14 protein-coding genes are annotated in these 13,018 nt (G+C 64.6%); 13 read left to right on the plus strand and 1 reads right to left on the minus strand.

The window, feature by feature from the left end:
- Positions 1-83: 83 nt before the first annotated feature.
- From ctaD to EHH60_RS20635, 8 genes are all read left to right on the plus strand, one after another.
- Positions 84-1,709, plus strand: a complete 1,626-nt coding sequence (gene ctaD, locus EHH60_RS20600; RefSeq protein WP_124161268.1) for a cytochrome c oxidase subunit I — start codon at positions 84-86, stop codon at positions 1,707-1,709.
- 62 nt (positions 1,710-1,771) lie between these two features.
- Positions 1,772-2,716, plus strand: coding sequence for a heme o synthase (locus EHH60_RS20605; RefSeq protein ID WP_124161269.1), 945 nt, complete (start codon positions 1,772-1,774; stop codon positions 2,714-2,716).
- Between the two features lie 7 nt (positions 2,717-2,723).
- Positions 2,724-2,888 carry a cytochrome c oxidase system small membrane protein gene (locus EHH60_RS20610; protein ID WP_124161270.1) on the plus strand — a complete coding sequence of 55 codons (165 nt, stop codon included), beginning with the start codon at positions 2,724-2,726 and terminating at the stop codon, positions 2,886-2,888.
- Between the two features lie 5 nt (positions 2,889-2,893).
- A complete protein-coding gene (locus EHH60_RS20615; protein WP_124161271.1) occupies positions 2,894-3,568 on the plus strand; it encodes a cytochrome c oxidase assembly protein in 675 nt (224 codons plus the stop codon).
- Between the two features lie 76 nt (positions 3,569-3,644).
- Positions 3,645-4,541, plus strand: a complete 897-nt coding sequence (locus EHH60_RS20620; RefSeq protein ID WP_124161272.1) for a cytochrome c oxidase subunit 3 — start codon at positions 3,645-3,647, stop codon at positions 4,539-4,541.
- A 96-nt stretch (positions 4,542-4,637) separates the two neighbouring features.
- Entirely contained in the window at positions 4,638-5,039 is a 402-nt protein-coding gene (locus EHH60_RS20625) for a DUF983 domain-containing protein (protein ID WP_124161273.1), read from the plus strand.
- Positions 5,036-5,788 (plus strand): SURF1 family protein, encoded by a 753-nt coding sequence (locus tag EHH60_RS20630; protein ID WP_124161274.1) that lies wholly within the window; start codon positions 5,036-5,038, stop codon positions 5,786-5,788. The genes EHH60_RS20625 and EHH60_RS20630 overlap by 4 nt, the downstream gene beginning before the upstream one ends.
- Before the next feature lie 115 nt (positions 5,789-5,903).
- A complete protein-coding gene (locus EHH60_RS20635) occupies positions 5,904-6,269 on the plus strand; it encodes a nuclear transport factor 2 family protein (protein ID WP_124161275.1) in 366 nt (121 codons plus the stop codon).
- A 10-nt stretch (positions 6,270-6,279) separates the two neighbouring features.
- On the opposite strand, the gene EHH60_RS20640 is transcribed toward EHH60_RS20635, so the two are convergent.
- Positions 6,280-7,608 carry a histidine kinase gene (locus EHH60_RS20640; RefSeq protein WP_124161276.1) on the minus strand — a complete coding sequence of 443 codons (1,329 nt, stop codon included), beginning with the start codon at positions 7,606-7,608 and terminating at the stop codon, positions 6,280-6,282.
- Between the two features lie 86 nt (positions 7,609-7,694).
- Between EHH60_RS20640 and EHH60_RS20645 the strand changes: the two genes are divergently transcribed.
- From EHH60_RS20645 to EHH60_RS20665, 5 genes are all read left to right on the plus strand, one after another.
- Positions 7,695-8,339, plus strand: coding sequence for a response regulator transcription factor (locus EHH60_RS20645; protein ID WP_124161277.1), 645 nt, complete (start codon positions 7,695-7,697; stop codon positions 8,337-8,339).
- 546 nt (positions 8,340-8,885) lie between these two features.
- Entirely contained in the window at positions 8,886-10,304 is a 1,419-nt protein-coding gene (thrC, locus tag EHH60_RS20650) for a threonine synthase (RefSeq protein WP_199751671.1), read from the plus strand.
- Positions 10,301-11,590, plus strand: coding sequence for a M16 family metallopeptidase (locus tag EHH60_RS20655; RefSeq protein ID WP_124161279.1), 1,290 nt, complete (start codon positions 10,301-10,303; stop codon positions 11,588-11,590). The genes thrC and EHH60_RS20655 overlap by 4 nt, the downstream gene beginning before the upstream one ends.
- Positions 11,591-11,631: 41 nt before the next feature.
- Complete coding sequence (locus tag EHH60_RS20660) at positions 11,632-12,219, plus strand: GNAT family N-acetyltransferase (protein WP_124161280.1); 588 nt, start codon at positions 11,632-11,634, stop codon at positions 12,217-12,219.
- A gap of 121 nt (positions 12,220-12,340) precedes the next feature.
- Entirely contained in the window at positions 12,341-12,991 is a 651-nt protein-coding gene (locus EHH60_RS20665) for a hypothetical protein (protein ID WP_124161281.1), read from the plus strand.
- The last annotated feature ends 27 nt before the right edge of the window (positions 12,992-13,018 follow it).

The following is a 13,018-nucleotide window of genomic DNA, read 5'->3' on the forward strand; positions in this document are numbered from 1 at the left end:
CGGGTGACGGCTTGAGGGACTGAAAGCGAAAAAAGGGGCGGGACCTCCCAAGGTCCGAACGGGACGCAAGGCAGGATTTGAAAATGGCAACGAGCGCAGCGGCACACGGCGATCACGCCCAAGACCACGGACATGACGAGCACGCCCATCCGACCGGATGGCGCCGCTACGTCTACTCGACCAACCACAAGGACATCGGCACGATGTACCTCATCTTCGCGGTCATCGCCGGCATCATCGGTGCCGCGATGTCGATCGCGATTCGTGCTGAGCTGATGTACCCCGGCGTGCAGATCTTCCACGAGACGCACACCTACAATGTGTTCGTGACCTCCCACGGCCTGATCATGATCTTCTTCATGGTCATGCCAGCGATGATCGGCGGCTTCGGCAACTGGTTCGTGCCGTTGATGATCGGCGCACCCGACATGGCGTTCCCGCGCATGAACAACATCTCGTTCTGGCTGCTCCCGGCGTCCTTCGCGCTGCTCCTGATGTCGACCTTCGTCGAGGGCGAGCCGGGGGCCAACGGCGTCGGCGCCGGCTGGACCATGTACGCGCCGCTGTCGAGCTCCGGCCATCCGGGCCCGGCCGTCGACTTCGCGATCCTGTCACTGCATCTGGCGGGCGCCTCGTCGATCCTCGGCGCCATCAACTTCATCACCACCATCTTCAACATGCGCGCGCCGGGCATGACCCTGCACAAGATGCCGCTGTTCGTATGGTCGATCCTGGTGACGGTGTTCCTGCTGTTGTTGTCGTTGCCGGTGCTCGCCGGTGCGATCACCATGCTGCTCACCGACCGCAATTTCGGCACGACGTTCTTCGCCCCCGACGGCGGCGGCGACCCCGTGCTGTTCCAGCATCTGTTCTGGTTCTTCGGTCACCCCGAGGTGTACATCCTGATCCTGCCCGGCTTTGGCATGATCAGCCAGATCGTCTCGACCTTCTCGCGCAAGCCCGTGTTCGGCTATCTCGGCATGGCCTACGCCATGGTCGCGATCGGCGGTATCGGCTTCGTGGTGTGGGCGCACCACATGTACACGGTCGGCATGTCCTCGGCGACGCAGGCCTACTTCGTCGCGGCCACGATGGTCATCGCGGTTCCGACCGGCGTGAAGATCTTCTCCTGGATCGCCACCATGTGGGGCGGCTCGATCGAATTCCGCGCCCCGATGATCTGGGCAGTGGGCTTCATCTTCCTGTTCACGATCGGCGGCGTCACCGGTGTCGTGCTGGCGAACGCGGGTGTCGATCGCGTGCTGCAGGATACCTACTACGTCGTCGCGCACTTCCACTACGTGCTGTCGCTCGGTGCGGTGTTCGCGATCTTCGCCGGCTGGTACTACTGGTTCCCGAAGATGTCGGGCTACATGTACAACGAGGCTTTGGCCAAGGCGCACTTCTGGGTCACCTTCATCGGCGTCAACATGGTGTTTTTCCCGCAGCACTTCCTCGGCCTGTCGGGCATGCCGCGCCGCTACGTCGACTATCCCGATGCCTTCGCCGGCTGGAACTTGGTCTCTTCGATCGGCTCCTACATCTCCGGCTTCGGCGTGCTGATCTTCCTCTACTGCGTGATCGACGCCTTCGCCCGCAAGGTGCCGGCCGGCAACAACCCCTGGGGTGCCGGCGCGACCACGCTGGAGTGGACGCTGTCCTCGCCTCCGCCCTTCCACCAGTTCGAAGTGCTGCCCCGCGTGCAGTAAGCAAATCTTCCGCGGCGCCCGTGACGGGCGCCGCGGCGCTATAACGAAGCGAGTAGATCTAAGTGTCCGTCCTCGACCAGAACGCCATCGACATCAATCCCCGCATCTCCGAAGCGGAGGTTGGCGACTATCTCGCGCTGCTCAAGCCCCGGGTGATGTCGCTGGTCATCTTTACCGCGCTGGTCGGGATGGCGATGGCGCCCGGGCATTTCCACCCCGTGCTGGCGATCACCTCGCTGCTCTGCATCGCGGTCGGTGCCGGCGCCTCCGGAGCGCTCAACATGGCGCTCGAAGGCGATATCGACTCCAAGATGTCGCGCACGGCGAACCGGCCGCTCCCGCGCGGCCGCATCACCCGTCCCGAAGCCATGGCGTTCGGCATGACGCTCGCCTTCTTTTCGGTGATGACACTCGGCATCCTCGTCAACTGGATCGCCGGCGCGCTGCTTGCCTTCACCATCTTCTTCTACGTCGTGATCTATACGATGTGCCTCAAGCGCTGGACCGCGCAGAACATCGTGATCGGCGGCGCCGCCGGCGCGCTGCCGCCGGTGGTGGCCTGGGCTGCGGTGACGGGCACGGTCGACGTCGAGCCGCTGCTGCTGTTCGCCATCATCTTCTTCTGGACCCCGCCGCATTTCTGGGCGCTGGCGCTGTTCCGCTCCGACGACTACGCGCGCGCAGGCGTTCCGATGCTGCCCAACGTCGCCGGGCCCGACGCGACCCGTCTCCAGATCCTGCTCTACACCATCGTGTTGATCGCGGTCGCCGCGGCGCCCTGGGCGCTCGGCTATTTCGATGCCGTCTACGGCATCGTCTCGCTGATCCTCGGCGCCGGCATGCTGGTGCTCGCGATCAACGTCTATATGCGCCGCGAACGCAGCCAGTCGCTGCGCGCGACCCGCAAGCTGTTTGCCTTCTCGATCCTGTATCTGTTCGCGCTGTTCGCGACCCTGCTGGCCGAGGTCGTGTACCGGGCGCTTGCTCCGATGGTTGGGGGCGCATGAGGCAGGAATGGCTGACAAACCCGAGCCAGATGGAATCGTCCTCACCGAGGCGCAGCAGAAGAGCCGTCGTCAGCGTTCGATCGCAATCGCGCTCGCGCTCGGCGTGCTCGTGCTGCTGTTCTTCGCCGTCACCATGGTCAAGGGACCGGCGGTACTAGTGCGGCCGATGTAGGAAACATGGATCACGAGCCGACCATATCGCAGGATCAGAGCCGGACCGCCGCCAAGAGCCGTCTCGGTGGCCTTGGTTTCGGGAGCCTTGGTTTCAGTGGCCTTGGCCGCGACGCGCTGGTCGCTTCGATCTGCGGCGGTGTGGTCGCGCTGATGGTCGGTGCTTCCTACGCAGCGGTGCCGTTCTACAACTGGTTCTGCCGCGCCACCGGATTCAACGGCACGACGCAGGTCGCGACCTCTGCGCCGGCCAGTGGCCCGATCGCGCGGAAGATCTCGGTGCGCTTCGATTCCAACGTCGCGGCCGGCCTGCCCTGGAAGTTCGAGCCTGAGCAGAGCGAGATCGAGGTCAATATCGGCCAGGTCGTGACCGTCTTCTACACCGTGACCAATCAGGCCGCGCGCACCACTGCGGGCCAGGCCGCCTACAACGTCGCGCCGCTGACGGTCGGCTCCTATTTCCAGAAGATCAACTGCTTCTGCTTCACCGAGCAGACCATGGCGCCCGGCGAGAAGCGCGAGATGCCGGTCGTGTTCTACGTCGATCCGTCGATCGTCGACGACCACGAGAATGACAGGCTGAGCACGATCACGCTGTCCTACACGTTCTATCCGGTGCGCGATCCGGTGGTGAAGCCGCTCGCCGCTAGCGAGGATGACAAACGCAAGGGAAATCTCTGACCGCCGGGCTCACGCTCAGACGGTCGGAACAAGGGGATAAGTGCCTGACAGGCACGGGATTGAGGAGAGAGACGGAATGGCTACGGCGCACACCAAGCATCACGACTATCACCTGGTCGATCCCTCTCCCTGGCCGGCCGTCGGCTCGCTCTCGGCCTTCATCATGGCGGTCGGCGCGATCGCCTGGATGCACCACATGTTCTCTGCCGCGCCGATCGTGTTCGGCGTCGGCACCGTGGGTGTGCTCTACACCATGGCGAGCTGGTGGGCCGACGTGATCAAGGAAGCTCAGTACAAGGGCGACCACACCCGTGTGGTGCAGCTGCATCACCGTTACGGCATGATCCTGTTCATCGCCTCCGAGGTGATGTTCTTCGTCGCCTGGTTCTGGGCCTATTTCAATGCCGCGCTGTTTCCGGCCGATGCTGTCCATGCCACCCGCGATGCGGTGTTCGGCTGCGGCCTCGGCACCCAGCCCGGCGCCTGCTCGGTCCCCGGCACCTGGCCGCCGAAGGGCATCGAGACGTTCGATCCCTGGCATCTGCCGCTCCTGAACACGCTGATCCTGCTCACCTCTGGCACCACCGTGACCTGGGCGCACCATGCGCTGCTCGAGAACGACCGCCAGGGCCTGAAATACGGACTGATCCTCACCGTCGTGCTCGGTGCGGCGTTCACTTGCGTGCAGGCCTATGAGTACAGCCACGCGGCGTTCTCCTTCGCCGGCAATGTCTACGGCGCGACGTTCTTCATGGCGACCGGCTTCCACGGCTTCCACGTGCTGGTCGGCACCATCTTCCTGCTGGTCTGCCTGTTCCGCGCCTATGCCGGCCATTTCACGCCGAAGCAGCATCTCGGCTTCGAATTTGCCGCCTGGTACTGGCACTTCGTCGACGTGGTCTGGCTGTTCCTGTTCCTCTGCATTTACGTATGGGGACGCGGCGCCGAGACCATGGCCCACGCCGCGCACTAAGTTGCATCGAACCGATCAGAAAGGGCGGCCGCAGGGCCGCCCTTTTGCTTGCCGGCCGCCGAACGTTCGGCGGAAACTGTGATAGAGTCCGCCATCATGAACGACACCGCCGGCACAGCCCAGTCCGAAACCACCGTCCTGCAAAGCGCGATGCGCGGGCTTGCCTGCAAATGCCCGCGTTGCGGCCAGGGCAAGCTTTATGCGGGCTTCCTGACGCTCGCGCCGGCGTGCGACCGTTGCGGCCTCGACTACGCCTTCATCGATACCGGCGACGGTCCGGCGATCTTCATCATCATGCTCGCCGGCGCCATCGTGGTCGGCTGCGCGCTCGTTGTCGAGGTCAAGTACCAGCCGCCGTTCTGGCTGCATGCGGCGCTCTGGCTGCCGCTGATCCTCGCCACCACGCTGCTGCCGCTGCGTGCGATGAAGTCGCTGCTGATCGCGCTGCAGTTCCATCACAAGGCGGCGCCGGGGCGGTTGATCGATCGCGAGAAATGAACGAGCCTGGACGCAAGGCCCGCGTGGGCGGCTTCGCGCTGTTCACGCTGTTCCTGACGGCCGCATTCGGCGCGCTCGGTGTCTGGCAGCTGCAGCGCCGGACCGCCAAGCACGAGCTGATAGCAGCGCTCACCGAGCGGCTTGCGGCGGCGCCCGTCGCACTGCCGCCGCCGGCGGCGTGGACCGCGCTGAATCCTGCTCGCGATGAATTCCGCCGCGTCAGCTTCACCGCCACCTACGCAGCCCTGCCCGATGCGATGGTGTATTCCTCCGGCTCTGCGGTGCGCAAGGACGCTTCCGGCCCGGGTACCTGGGCGTTCCTGCCGGCGCGACTGCCCACGGGCGAGACGGTCGTGATCGATGCGGGCTTCGTCGAGAACACGATGCAGGATCGCGGTGTCGAGGATCGCGCCGTGAAGAAGCTCGTCACGGGCCAGCCGGTGGCGCTCACCGGCTATCTGCGCTTTCCCGAGGCGCCAGGCTGGCTGACGCCGGCGGAGAATCGCGACAAGCGGCTCTGGTTCGTGCGCGATCATCTGGGAATCGCAAGTGCGCTCGGCTGGGGCGCGGTCGCGCCCTTCTATCTCGATCTCGAACATCCTTCGCCTGCGAATGGCATTCCGCGTCCGGGGCCGCTCGACGTGAATCTGAAGGACGACCACCTGCAATATGCCATAACCTGGTTCACGCTTGCAGGCGCCGTTCTGATCGCCTTCGCCGTGTGGGCAAGAGGCCGGCGGCAGAGCTGAGCCTATCCGGATTATCTCGAGGGAACCCGGTATCGCCCGGAGTTTATTATTCAGCGCGTATTCACGAATGTGGTCCTAAGCCGCTGGTACTTTCCGCGGCAGACAGGATTGCGGCGTGAGCGATTTCGACCAGATGGGAATTATCGTCGATTGGGTGGACGCCTGCCGGAAGGGCGACCTCACGGCGCTGCTCGACCTCTATGCCGACGACGCCCAGCTCGAATGCACGTGCAACGGCACGCAGCGATATCAGGGACGGGGCGAGCTCGAAGCCTATTGGCAGCCGCGGCTCAGCGCCTTCTCGTCGGTAGGTTTCGGGCTGGAGGAAATCCATCCGGCGCCCCACGGCGTCGATCTCGAATATTCCGTCGCCGGCGCGCTGCGCATTCAGGCCTCGTTTCGCTTCAGCCCGGAAGGCAAGATCCGCAGCACGGTATGCGAGCCCGCGCGCCAGAACGCGCATAATGGCTGCGTATGCTAGTCTAGCCTGATCACGACGGGTCCCGCGTCTCGAGAGGAAGACGGCAGCGGACGTAAGTTCGCTCATCCACGCGCAACAGGGACAGCGATCCGCTGAGCGCGCGCACGCGCTCTTGCATGCCGGTCAAGCCCCGGCCGAAGACGTTGCCCGCAGGAAAGCCGCCGCCGTCGTCGGAGATCTCGATGGCGAGCGTCTCGCTGGCGACGGTCGCCCGTACATGGGCGCTGCTGGCATTGGCATGGCGCAGCACGTTGGTCAGTGCCTCCTGGATCAGCCGATAGACAGTTTGGGCCAACGCCCCGCCAATCACGTTCAGATCAGCGTCGATCGTGTCGGTCAGGACGATATGCGGTGCCTGATTGCGAAAGGTCCGGAGCAGCGTCTGCACGCTGGTCGACAGGCCCAGCTCCTCGATATAGAGCGGCCGCAGCCGATCGAGGATACGGCGATTGGTCTGCTGGAGCGCCTCGACCGATTGCAGCAGGTCCTGTACCGAACTGCCGAAATGTCCCACTGGCGGCGCAGCCTCGACCAGCGCGATCGTGCTGGCGCGGATGCTGAACAGCAGCGGTCCGAGTTCGTCGTGCAATTCGCGGGCGAGATCGCGCCGCTCGTCGTCCTGGAGCGACACCAGGCGGTGCAGCAGATCGCGATAGTCCTGGCTCAATTGCGCCAGCGTTGCAGCCAGCGCATTCGCCTCTTCGCAGCCTTGCCGTATTTCCGGCGGACCCCCGACGGGAATCGGCCTGGTGTAGTCGCCCCGTCGTATTCGCGTGAGACCTTTGCCGAGATCTTGTAAGGGACGCAAGACCGATCCCGCCAAGACATAGGCGATCGTGCCGGTAAGAATCATCAGCACGGCAACCAGGCTGGTGAGCGCGAGAAAGCCGATCCATTTCTCGAACAGATCAGCCGACATATCCTGCAGGAATACGATATCGCCGATGCGTCTGCCGTCGATCGTCACGGGGGATGCCGCATCCATGTCGGAGACGGCGAGAAGGTCGATGAACCATTGCGGCACGCCATGCGGCTTGTGCAGGCCGTCCTTCGGTGACGGCGCGGGATCTGCATCCAGCGCGCGGAATTGGATATCGGAGGAGGTGTCCAAAGAATGGACAAAGGCCTCGAGCGTCTGCCGTGGATTGTCCGATGTGCGCAGGCTATGGTTGAGCGCGGCGGCGATCGCCTCTGTCGAACGCCGTCTCGGCTCGTTCTCCGCCGCCAATTGGCCTGTTGCGAATGTCTGGAGCAGCACGCCCGCCAGGATCAGCGCCGCCAGAAAGCTGGCGCCGAGCGGAACAAACAGTTGCGTCCTGAACGAAAGTCGTTGCCACATTAGGCCAATTCTAACGCGCATCGGCGGAATTTACTCTTTCCATTTGTTCCCGCCGGTCTATGAGTCGGAAAACAAGAGAGTGCGCGATGCAAGATACCGCCAAGCTGGCGACCAGGGTCCTGATCGTCGACGACCATCCCGTGGTGCTCTCCGGTTGCCGCACCCTGTTCGCATCCGACCATTCAATTCGCATTGACGAGGCGAGCGACGCCAAATCCGGTCATCGCGCCTATGTCAGCAAACGGCCCGACGTCACCGTGATCGACATCAGCCTGCCCGATGTCTCCGGCTTCGAGCTGATGCGACGCATCCGCAAGGACGATCCCGACGCCAAGATCATCATGTTCAGCATGAACGACGATCCGGCTTTTGTGGTACGGGCCGTCGAGCTTGGAGCGCAGGGCTATGTCTCCAAGGGCGACGATCCCCGGATGCTGCTCAAAGCGGTGCGCAAGGTGGTCGCGGGAGACAATTTCATCTCGCCGCAGCTTGCGGAAGCCGTGACGTTTTCCGGTGCGGCGATCAAAGCCAATCCGGCCTCGCAGATGACCCCGCGGGAACTCGAAATCCTCCGCCTGCTTGGACGCGGCGACAAGATCGTCGAGGTCGCCGAGGCGCTCGGCATCTCTTACAAAACCGTGGCCAACACCACATCCCTGCTCAAGCAGAAGCTGGGCGCCAAGAACCACTCCGACCTGATCCGGATCGCAGTGGAAATCGGGATGAACTGACCTTTTGCCGGAGACCGAACCGGCTGCTCCAGGATGCAGCGGTTCGGTCGACGGATCGACGCCGCCGTTGGCCGGGCAATGCATGGACAACGGGCTGACACCCATCCGCGGACACAATCGGCTGTGGCTGTATTCGTTCCTGCAGCGGACAATCTTTCGGGAAAAAGTCGCAGTTGGAAATAGACCTCGGCTGTACTGCCTCATGGGCGCCCGAGGCATTGCGGGAAAAATAGGAACATTCTTCCGCCGGCACGGTTTTGGCCCTTGACGATTTCGTGACGGGCGACGAAAGCTTGCCAGAACAGTTTTGACGGGCGGCGACCCCGACGAAGCAAACCGGTCTGCACACAACGACAGACCTTCCAAGAGAAGGGCTGCGGCAATGCCGCAGCCCTTTTTCAATGGACGGGGAAGCGCCGGAAGCGGTTTCCCGATGCCGCAAAACACTTTATGGTAGCCCAAAGCCTCTGGCTGTTATCAAGTAATTTCGTAAAATCAAAGGCTTAGGGACCGGGCCTCGGTTCGGCCCGGCCTTTGGAGGGCAGTTTGACTCGTTATATCTCGACCCGGGGCGAGGCCCCCGAACTCGGCTTCTGTGACGTGATGCTGACCGGGCTTGCCCGCGACGGTGGCCTGTATGTGCCGGCAACGTGGCCGCAGCTCCCGACCGAGATGATCGCCGGCTTCTTCGGCCGCCCCTATTGGGAGGTTGCGGTCGATGTGATTCGTCCCTTCGCCGGCGGCGAGATCACGGATGCCGAGCTCGGTCGTATGGCGAACGAGGCCTATGCCACCTTCCGGCATCCCGCGGTGGTGCCGCTGCGCCAGATGTCGCCGCACCAGTTCGTGCTCGAGCTGTTCCACGGTCCGACGCTCGCCTTCAAGGACGTGGCGATGCAGCTGATCTCGCGGCTGATGGACCACGTGCTCGCCAAGCGCGGCCAGCGCACCACCATCGTGGTCGCCACCTCCGGCGACACCGGCGGCGCCGCGGTCGAGGCCTTTGCGGGACTCGAGAATGTCGATCTCATCGTGCTGTTTCCGCACGACCGCATCTCCGAGGTGCAGCGGCGGATGATCACCTCGGCAGGCGCGGCCAACGTCCATGCGCTCGCCGTAGAGGGCACCTTCGACGACTGCCAGGCCATCGTGAAGGGGATGTTCAACAACCATCGCTTCCGCGATGCGACCTCGCTGTCCGGCGTCAATTCCATCAATTGGGCGCGCATCGTCGCCCAGGTGGTCTACTATTTCACCTCCGCCGTTGCCGTCGGTGCGCCGGCGCGCGCGGTCGATTTCGTCGTGCCGACAGGAAATTTCGGCGATATCTTCGCCGGCTACGTCGCCAAGCGCATGGGGCTGCCGGTGCGCACCCTGCGCATCGCCGCCAACGTCAACGACATCCTGGCGCGGACGCTGAAGACCGGTATCTACGAGGTGCGTGAGGTGCACGCGACGGCGTCGCCGTCGATGGACATCCAGATATCGTCGAATTTCGAGCGGCTGCTGTTCGAGGCGAGCCGGCGCGATGCAGCAGGCGTGCGCCGTCTGATGGAGTCGCTGAAGCAGTCCGGACGTTTCGTGCTGCCCGATGCGACGCTTGCCGCGATCCGCGAGGAGTTTGATGCAGGGCGCGCCGACGAGACCGAGACTGCGGCTGCGATCCGCGCCGCCTGGCGCGAAGCAGGCGAACTGGTCGATCCCCATACGGCAGTGGCGCTCGCTGTCGCGGACCGCGACACCACCGACACGAGGGTGCCGAGCATCGTGCTCTCCACGGCCCATCCGGCCAAATTCCCCGATGCCGTCGAGACGGCCTGCGGCCAGCGGCCGCAACTGCCCGTCTGGCTCGACGGCTTGATGACCAAATCCGAACACATGAGGGTGATGAAGAACGATCAGGCCGAGGTCGAGCGGTTCGTGCTGTCGGTCAGCCGCGCCGCAAAGCAAGGAGTTGCCGGATGAGCGTCGAGATGACCAAACTTGCCTCCGGCCTGACCGTCGTCACCGACGAGATGCCCCATCTCGAGACTGCGGCGCTCGGCGTTTGGGCCGGCGTCGGCGGACGCGACGAGAAGCCGAACGAGCACGGCATCTCGCACCTGCTCGAGCACATGGCGTTCAAGGGCACGACCAAGCGTTCCTCGCGCGAGATCGTCGAGGAGATCGAGGCGGTCGGCGGCGACCTCAATGCCGGTACCTCGACCGAGACCACGTCCTATTACGCACGGGTGCTCAAGGCCGACGTGCCGCTCGCGCTCGATGTGCTCGCCGACATCCTCGCCAATCCCGCCTTCGAGCCCGACGAGCTGGAGCGCGAGAAGAACGTCATCGTGCAGGAGATCGGTGCCGCGCAGGATACGCCCGACGACGTCGTGTTCGAGCATCTGAACGAGCTCTGCTATCCCGACCAGCCGATGGGTCGCTCCCTGCTCGGCACGGCCAAGACGCTGCGCACCTTCAACCGCGACATGCTGCGCGGCTACCTCTCGACGCATTATCGCGGGCCTGACATGGTGGTGGCGGCGGCCGGCGCGGTCGATCACGGCCAGGTGGTCGCCGAGGTCGAGAGACGCTTTGCCAGTTTCGAGGGGACGCCGGGGCCGAAGCCGCAAATCGCTCAATTCGGCAAGGGCGGCAACAAGGTGGTGCATCGCGAGCTCGAGCAGGCGCATCTGACGCTGGCGCTGGAAGGCGTGCCGCAGAGCGATCCGTCGCTGTTCTCGCTCCAGGTCTTCACCAACATCCTCGGCGGCGGAATGTCGTCGCGACTGTTCCAGGAGGTGCGCGAGAAGCGCGGTCTCTGCTACTCCATCTACACCTTCCACGCGCCCTATACCGACACCGGCTTCTTCGGCCTCTACACCGGCACCGACCCGGCCGACGCGCCGGAGATGATGGAGGTCGTGGTCGACGTCATGAATGATTCGGTGGAGACGCTGACCGAGGCCGAGATCGCGCGGGCCAAGGCGCAGATGAAGGCGGGTCTCCTGATGGCACTGGAGAGCTGCTCCTCCCGTGCCGAGCAACTCGCCCGGCATGTGCTCGCCTACGGGCGGCCGCAGACGGCGCAGGAACTGGTGGCCCGGATCGATGCCGTCAGCGTCGAATCGACAAGGGACGCGGCGCGTGCGCTGCTGTCGCGGAGCCGGCCCGCCGTTGTCGCGTTGGGCAGCGGCAGGGGTCTGGACACCGCGGTATCTTTCGCGGAAGGATTGACCCGGGCACGTGCCAAGGCGCGGCTGCACTAGGAGAGCCGTCCCAAGGGCGCCCAGCCCCGGAAAGCATCACCATGGCCCTCTTTCGCCTGCCATCCAGTGGACCCGCCACCCTCGCGCCGCGCGGCAACGGGTTGCTCCTGCGCGCGCCGCAAATGTCGGACTTCCTGCAATGGGCCCATTTGCGGGAAACCAGCCGCGACTATCTCACGCCCTGGGAGCCGATCTGGCCCTCGGACGATCTCACCCGGTCCGGCTTCCGGCGCCGCCTGCGCCGCTATTCCGAAGACATTGCCGCGGACCGATCCTATCCCTTTCTGATCTTCCGAGAGCTCGACGGGGCCCTGGTCGGCGGTATCACGCTGGCCAATGTCCGGCGCGGCATCGTGCAGGCCGGCACGATCGGCTATTGGGTCGGCCAGCCTCATGCCCATCGCGGCTACATGACGGCCGCGCTGCGGGTGCTGCTGCCGACGCTGTTCGGCGAGCTCAATCTGCACCGGGTCGAGGCGGCCTGCATCCCCACCAATGCGCCGTCGATCCGGGTGCTGGAGAAGTGCGGCTTCTCGCGCGAGGGCCTGGCGCGCCGATATCTCTGCATCAACGGGGTCTGGCAGGATCACCTGCTGTTCGGCCTGCTGCACGAGGATTTGCGCGGCTGAGCTGCCCGATTCGTGCGGCCGAATCCCTCTTTTGCTGCCTTGGGTTCGCCGATTTTGGCGATATAACCCGCATGCCCCGGCCGGCGATCGGCCGGACAATTGTCATGGAGTACGGGCGTCGATGGTGCAGGAGCTTCGGTCATCGCGGAACGCGTTGCAGCTGGGAACGGCGATCGCGCTGACATTGTCGATCGAACTCGCCTCGGTCTCACCGGCGGCGGCCCAGTCACTGACCGACCGCTTCAAGAGCCTGTTCGGGGGCAAGTCCGACGAGCCGGCCGAGCCCAAGCCGGCGCCTACGCCCGGCCAACCGGCCGATGATGACCTCGATTGCCCGCAGGTCACGGTGCGCGCGGGGGCCTCGACCTATGCGGTTGGCGCCGGCGGCAAGCCTGCCGTCGGCAATGAGATCCGTTTCCAGGCCTCGATCACCAAGATGGCGCGCGAATGTTCCCGTAGCAGCGCCGGCATCACGGCCCGGATCGGGATCCAGGGTCGCGTCATTGCCGGTCCCGCCGGTGCGCCTGCCTCCGTCGAGGTGCCGCTCCGCATCGCCGTGGTGCAGGGCGGCGTCGGCGAGAAGGTGATCGCCTCGAAGGCCTACCGGACCACGGTCGAGATGACCGAGGGCGGCAGCGTGCCCTTCACCTTCGTCGCCGAGGACATGACCTATCCGGTGCCGGCGCCCGCGGCGGCCGATAGCTATATTTTCTATGTCGGCTTCGACCCGCAGGCGCTCTCGCCCGAGCCGAAGGCGCGGAAGAAGAAGTAGCCTGAAGTCTTGCGGCAATCTCGGCTG

The sequence above is a fragment of the Bradyrhizobium sp. RP6 genome (assembly GCF_003837805.1).
Lineage (GTDB): Bacteria > Pseudomonadota > Alphaproteobacteria > Rhizobiales > Xanthobacteraceae > Bradyrhizobium.

Bases quoted from the DNA above. Each gene is read 5' to 3' on its own strand.
- EHH60_RS20645 (WP_124161277.1), top strand. From the start codon at position 7,695: ATGCAAGATACCGCCAAGCTGGCGACCAGGGTCCTGATCGTCGACGAC.
- EHH60_RS20620 (WP_124161272.1), top strand. From the start codon at position 3,645: ATGGCTACGGCGCACACCAAGCATCACGACTATCACCTGGTCGATCCC.
- EHH60_RS20625 (WP_124161273.1), top strand. From the start codon at position 4,638: ATGAACGACACCGCCGGCACAGCCCAGTCCGAAACCACCGTCCTGCAA.
- EHH60_RS20660 (WP_124161280.1), top strand. From the start codon at position 11,632: ATGGCCCTCTTTCGCCTGCCATCCAGTGGACCCGCCACCCTCGCGCCG.
- EHH60_RS20640 (WP_124161276.1), bottom strand. From the start codon at position 7,608: ATGTGGCAACGACTTTCGTTCAGGACGCAACTGTTTGTTCCGCTCGGC.
- EHH60_RS20610 (WP_124161270.1), top strand. From the start codon at position 2,724: ATGGCTGACAAACCCGAGCCAGATGGAATCGTCCTCACCGAGGCGCAG.
- EHH60_RS20630 (WP_124161274.1), top strand. From the start codon at position 5,036: ATGAACGAGCCTGGACGCAAGGCCCGCGTGGGCGGCTTCGCGCTGTTC.
- EHH60_RS20615 (WP_124161271.1), top strand. From the start codon at position 2,894: ATGGATCACGAGCCGACCATATCGCAGGATCAGAGCCGGACCGCCGCC.
- ctaD (WP_124161268.1), top strand. From the start codon at position 84: ATGGCAACGAGCGCAGCGGCACACGGCGATCACGCCCAAGACCACGGA.
- EHH60_RS20655 (WP_124161279.1), top strand. From the start codon at position 10,301: ATGAGCGTCGAGATGACCAAACTTGCCTCCGGCCTGACCGTCGTCACC.
- EHH60_RS20665 (WP_124161281.1), top strand. From the start codon at position 12,341: ATGGTGCAGGAGCTTCGGTCATCGCGGAACGCGTTGCAGCTGGGAACG.